The 4,921-nt window shown below is 62.1% G+C and carries 6 protein-coding genes; 4 read left to right on the top strand and 2 right to left on the bottom strand.

Features of this window, described 5'->3' with window-relative positions; genetic code table 11:
* Positions 1-704 precede the first annotated feature (704 nt).
* Positions 705-857 (bottom strand): hypothetical protein, encoded by a 153-nt coding sequence (locus tag QZ292_RS09570; protein WP_294600986.1) that lies wholly within the window; start codon positions 855-857, stop codon positions 705-707.
* Positions 858-932: 75 nt separating this feature from the next.
* Here QZ292_RS09570 and QZ292_RS09565 point away from each other — a divergent pair, with 75 nt between their 5' ends.
* Positions 933-1,931, top strand: coding sequence for a hypothetical protein (locus QZ292_RS09565; protein ID WP_294600984.1), 999 nt, complete (start codon positions 933-935; stop codon positions 1,929-1,931).
* Between the two features lie 492 nt (positions 1,932-2,423).
* On the opposite strand, the gene QZ292_RS09560 is transcribed toward QZ292_RS09565, so the two are convergent.
* Positions 2,424-2,660, bottom strand: coding sequence for a hypothetical protein (locus tag QZ292_RS09560; protein WP_294600982.1), 237 nt, complete (start codon positions 2,658-2,660; stop codon positions 2,424-2,426).
* 623 nt (positions 2,661-3,283) lie between these two features.
* Here QZ292_RS09560 and QZ292_RS09555 point away from each other — a divergent pair.
* The 3 genes from QZ292_RS09555 to QZ292_RS09545 are packed head-to-tail and all read left to right on the top strand — an operon-like array spanning position 3,284 to position 4,801.
* Entirely contained in the window at positions 3,284-3,667 is a 384-nt protein-coding gene (locus QZ292_RS09555; protein WP_294600980.1) for a CidA/LrgA family protein, read from the top strand.
* A complete protein-coding gene (locus QZ292_RS09550) occupies positions 3,654-4,370 on the top strand; it encodes an LrgB family protein (RefSeq protein ID WP_294600978.1) in 717 nt (238 codons plus the stop codon). The genes QZ292_RS09555 and QZ292_RS09550 overlap by 14 nt, the downstream gene beginning before the upstream one ends.
* Positions 4,371-4,396: 26 nt before the next feature.
* Positions 4,397-4,801, top strand: coding sequence for a S4 domain-containing protein (locus tag QZ292_RS09545; protein WP_294600976.1), 405 nt, complete (start codon positions 4,397-4,399; stop codon positions 4,799-4,801).
* Positions 4,802-4,921 lie beyond the last annotated feature (120 nt).

The raw sequence follows: 4,921 nt of genomic DNA, 5'->3' as shown, positions 1-4,921 counted from the left end.
ATCGCCGGGCTTGCGCGCTGGGCCTGTGGCCCACCCGGGGAGCGCGCAGCCCGAACACGACAGATAGTTTGACCGAGTTTTTGCGGTTCGCAGAACCGCCGGCCTTGTCGCCCAGGCGCTTTGCACCTCGGGGAAGTGGGCGACAGGCCGAACGGGGCGGAGCTATTGACTGTGGGTCGGGTGGGACTGGAGCGGGCCGAAGTCTGCGGGTGCCCAAAATGAGCGTAGCGAGTTGCGGGCCTCCCGCTGGGGGAGGTTCTCGGCCCGCGCGGCTCTGCGAGCCGGTGCCGCTCGGCATTCGAAAGCTGGCTGTGTCTACCCTAAAAGAATCGCCGGGGAATTTTCAAGGGGGATGTGAGTCCCCCTTGAATGTGTTCTTTGCCTACTTTCTATCACATCATAGAAAGTAGGGGCCCCGCGGCCAACGCATTTGCGTTGCGGCGCGGAGCCTTTATTATTTTCCCGCGACGGACAGCCGCACAACGTTAGGCAAAACGGACTTTCCTCCGGCAGGTCAATCGGGTATTGTCCGCGCGCCTTGGGAAATCCTGTCAAAACACGCAAGTGTATTTTGACGATTTCCCTTTTAGGCGGGCGGGCGACTTGCCTACAGGAGGGTACTGGCCTCGGGCCGGCCGGGCCCCGCGTGCCCGCGGTGGGCAAATAGGGTAGAGGCTGCCAATTGGGAGTGCGACACGCACCGTTTATTCCGAGAGGCAACGCAACTGAAGACCGCTGGCACGGTCCGTCGTGTAGCTGGGATTGAGGTGCGTCACGCCGAAACTCAAGTACACCCCGTTACTGCCGCTCAACGACGACGAATAGCTGAACCCGTAGTTGCCGACGTGGCTCGGCACGCCAGTGGCTCTCTCGCGGAAGCCCGGGGCGGAAACGGCTCGAATTTATGTGTTATTCATTAAAAAACTGTATCTATGCAACTTATACATCCCGAAGAGGTAGTCGGACTGGCCTTTGCCGCCGATGACCCGATCGATCCGGACAATGTCCGGGAAATGAGAATCGAGGCCGCTCAGCTGCGCTACATCCGACCCACGTTCGGAGACGCCATGTACGAAAGCATGCGCCGGGAACGCTATCCGGAGTTCGTCTATACGTTCATCAAACCGGCTCTGGCACACTTCGTCCGCTACGAATTGATCGTGGAGCTGGCTGTCCGGTCGTCCGGCCGGGGGGTGGGGCGTCCCTCGGTCGAGGAGACGACGCAAACCTCGTCGGCGACACGGAACGATATCGGAAGCCGGAAGGAGGATGTGAATTCGGAACGGGATCGGGCTTCGTCTCAGGTGCGTGAAACGGCCGATACGGAGACGCGCAAGGTGACCGACAAAAAGAATGATACGACGACGACAGAGGCGGCGCGGGCTCAGGAGGAGACGGTGCAGAAGAGTTCCGATGTGTCGGCCACGGATCAGACGACCGATCAGAGCAGCGTGACGAAACAGGGCGAGACGTCGGCTACGGAGGAGGTTGCCGTGACCGAGGAGACCGGCTCGAAGAAGCTCACGACGACGCGGAAAACGACCGACACGACGACGACGGGGAGCGAGGAGTCGACCAATACGGTTCGGACGGCGGTGGCGAACGATACGCAGGATACGACACGGACGCTGTCGGGTTCCGGAACGACCACCGACGAGCAGACGGATGTGGAGATCCGGAACGCTCAGGTGGCGACGACTGCCCGCAGCGAAAACGAGGGTTCGGGAACGACGAATCGGTCGGGATTCCGGGCGGCGACGGCCGAGGAGTGGCAGTTACTGTCGCGCCAGGCGCTGCGGGATGCGCGCACGTTTCTGCGCTATGCGGTGGAGCATGTGGAGGAGCATCCGGAAGATTTTCCGGACTATGCGCCGAAGTCGGGATTGGGCTCTGTAGGTGTGCGTCGCTGCATCGGGGGGATCATCCTCTGACGGGGCGGCGGGTAGAGGCGGACGTTTGCGGCAGCCTGAGATAGAGGTCTGCGGAGCGTAAGGCGTGTAGTGTACGAGCGACGAGTTGGGCTGACCCGGCTAATTGCCCGCCGCGGGCACGCGGGGCCCGGCCGGCCTGAGGCCAGTCGATGCTTGACCCGCGCGCGACAGCTGGAGAAGGAAATCGTTAGAACCATGGTGAATGGTTCTAACAAGATTTCCGCCAGCGCGCGGGGGAAATGCGACAGGTGGCGGAGCGACAGCGGAGCCGCAGTGAGGCCGACACGGCGACAAGGCCGAATAGGGGTGGACTTTAGACGGTGAGTTGGGCTGAGCTCTTGCGGTTCGCAGAACCGCGCGGGCCGGAGCCTCCCGCAGCGGAGGCCCGCAACTGACGTTGCTTTTAGTCTCCGCAGGCTTCGGCCCGCTTTGGAGTAGAGGCTGCCCTTATTGGGGAGACACAGCCACTCTTCGAGTGCTGCTTTGCCCCGTTTATTCCGAGAGGCAACGCAACTGAAGACCGAGGCCACGGTTGAGCACGCTGCTGGGAGTGAGGCCCTGCGTGCCGAAACTCAAGAACACGCCGTCAGTTCCGCTGGCAGCGGACGACCAACTGTACCCGTAGTCACCAACGAGCCTTGCTACACCTTCATAGTCCGTACAACCGTAGTCGCGGTAGCCCGGGGCGGGGTTTGTCGGGTCGGAGCCAGCGTGGCCGAAAACAAGCACCGCGAAGTTGCAGGCCTACGCCTGGGGTGGCTCCGGCCCGCGCGACCCTGCGGGTCGCAGGGGTTCGGTCTTATTTTTCGCGCGCCTTGGGAAATCTTGTCAAAACGCATAAGTGCATTTTGAATGATTTTCCTCTTAAGGCGTGGCGCGCGAGCTTATCAATACGTTTTTCAGTCGCCCGCGGCAATTCTCGTGGGTTGGCATCCAGCCAACCCACAGAATATGCCTTCTTAGGCGGGCGGGCGGTGCGTGCCGCACTCCCAATTGGCAGCCTCTACCCTAACCGGATAGAACTGCCCTCGGGCCGGGCAGGCCCCACGTCCCGTGGACGGGCGAAACTTGCGTTTCGCTGCGGCCGTGTCCGCCCCGTTTATTCCGAGAGGCAACGCAACTGAAAACCGTAGGCGCGGTAGTCCGTGATGCTGGGATAGAGGCCCGTCATGTAGAAATTCAAGTACACCCCGTTGCTGTCGCTCACCGACGACGAGTAGCTGAATCCGCCGTTGCCGACGCTGTACAGAGTGCCCGTATCCCGACCGCGGTAGCCTGGGGCGGGGAAGCCCCACTGCGAAATTTACAGGCCGGGGTGTACGCCGACCGACCCTTTCTCCTATCTTTGCGGTATGAAAATGCTCGTACAGTCCTTCTGGCTGCTCTTTTTCTACCTCCTCGGACTCGGCGTCAGCATCCTCGTCGGAGGCGTCATCCCCGGGAGCGTGCTCGGCATGTTGCTCCTCTTTATCGCGCTGGCACTCGGGTGGGTCGACCCCGGACGTGTCGACCGCATCTCCGAACTGCTGATCGACAACATGGTGCTCTTCTTTCTGCCCGCCGCCGTCGGACTCATCGCCTCCGTCGGGCTGATTCTCAACAACCTGACCGCTATCCTCGTCGCGGCCGCCGTCAGCACCGTGCTGATCGTCGCAGCGGTCGGGGTGACTCAGCAGCGGCTCGAGGTGCGGAAACGGAAACGAAAAATTCGGCGCAGCGGACATGACATTCGATAATACCTGGACGGCGCTCGGCTTGCTGGCCGGCTCCGAAATCTTTCTACTTACCTTTACCATAGGGATTTACGTCGCCGCGCTGTGGCTCTTCCGGCGGACGAGGATCGGACTCCTCCATCCGCTCATTACGTCGGCCGCCGTGATCATCGTCTTTCTGCTCGCCACCGGCATCTCGTACGAACAGTACCACCGGGCTACTGCGCTGATCGACTTTCTGTTAGGGCCTTCGGTGGTGGCGCTCGGGTATGCCCTCTTCCGACAAATGGAACACCTCCGGGCTCATGCCGTCTCGATCCTTACGTCGGTCGTCGTGGGCAGCGTCGTGGGAATCGTGAGCGTCATCCTGATTATCCGGCTGTTCGGAGCCGGGGCGGCTATCGAAGCGTCGCTGGTGCCGAAGTCGGTCACCACGCCCATCGCCATGTCGATCTCGGAAAGGGCCGGAGGTATCGGGTCGCTGACGGCCGTGGTGGTGATTCTGACGGGGATCTTCGGCAGCGTCGTCGGGCCGTTCGTGCTCCGGAAACTGCACATCAGCAGCCGGATTGCGAAGGGGCTGGCCATGGGGTCGGCGGCTCACGGGGTCGGAACGGCGCGCGCGATGGAGATGGGGGCCATCGAGGGGGCGGTCAGCGGGTTGGCCATCGGTCTGATGGGACTCGTGACGGCGCTGCTGGTGCCGGTGATCGAGGGGTTGTTGTAAATTATTGATAAAGAAAGGAGTACAGCATGCCGGAAGGGATTCGGATAGACAAATGGCTGTGGGCGGTTCGGCTGTTCAAGACGCGCGGCGATGCGGCGGAGGCGTGCCGCTCGAACCGGGTGACGGTGAACGGCGCGACGGTCAAACCGTCGCGGGAGGTGCGGACGGGCGAGGTGGTCTCGGTGCGGAAGATGCCGGTGGTGTACAGCTTCCGGATTTTGGAGCCGGTGGCGAACCGCCAGCCGGCGCGCAACGTCTCTCGTTACATCGAGGACGTGACGCCGCAGTCGGAGCTGGATAAGCTGGAGATGGCCCGGGCGGGAGCTTTTGCGGTTCGCGACCGGGGGATGGGGCGGCCGACGAAGAAGGAGCGGCGCGACATTGAGGAGCTCCTTGCCGACTTCGGCGAGGTTTTTGATGACGAGGAGTAACGTTGATGTTGGCATGCGTCCGACGCTTGAGTCTTGCGGAGCGTAAGGCGCGCGGACGAAAAACAGGGGTATAGGCTGCCGCAGCGAAACGTAAGTTTCGCCCGTCCACGGGACGTGGGG

The organism is uncultured Rikenella sp., assembly GCF_910577125.1.
Classification (GTDB): domain Bacteria; phylum Bacteroidota; class Bacteroidia; order Bacteroidales; family Rikenellaceae; genus Rikenella.
Note: the sequence above shows the minus strand (reverse complement) of the source record. Positions and strands in the feature narration are given on the sequence as shown.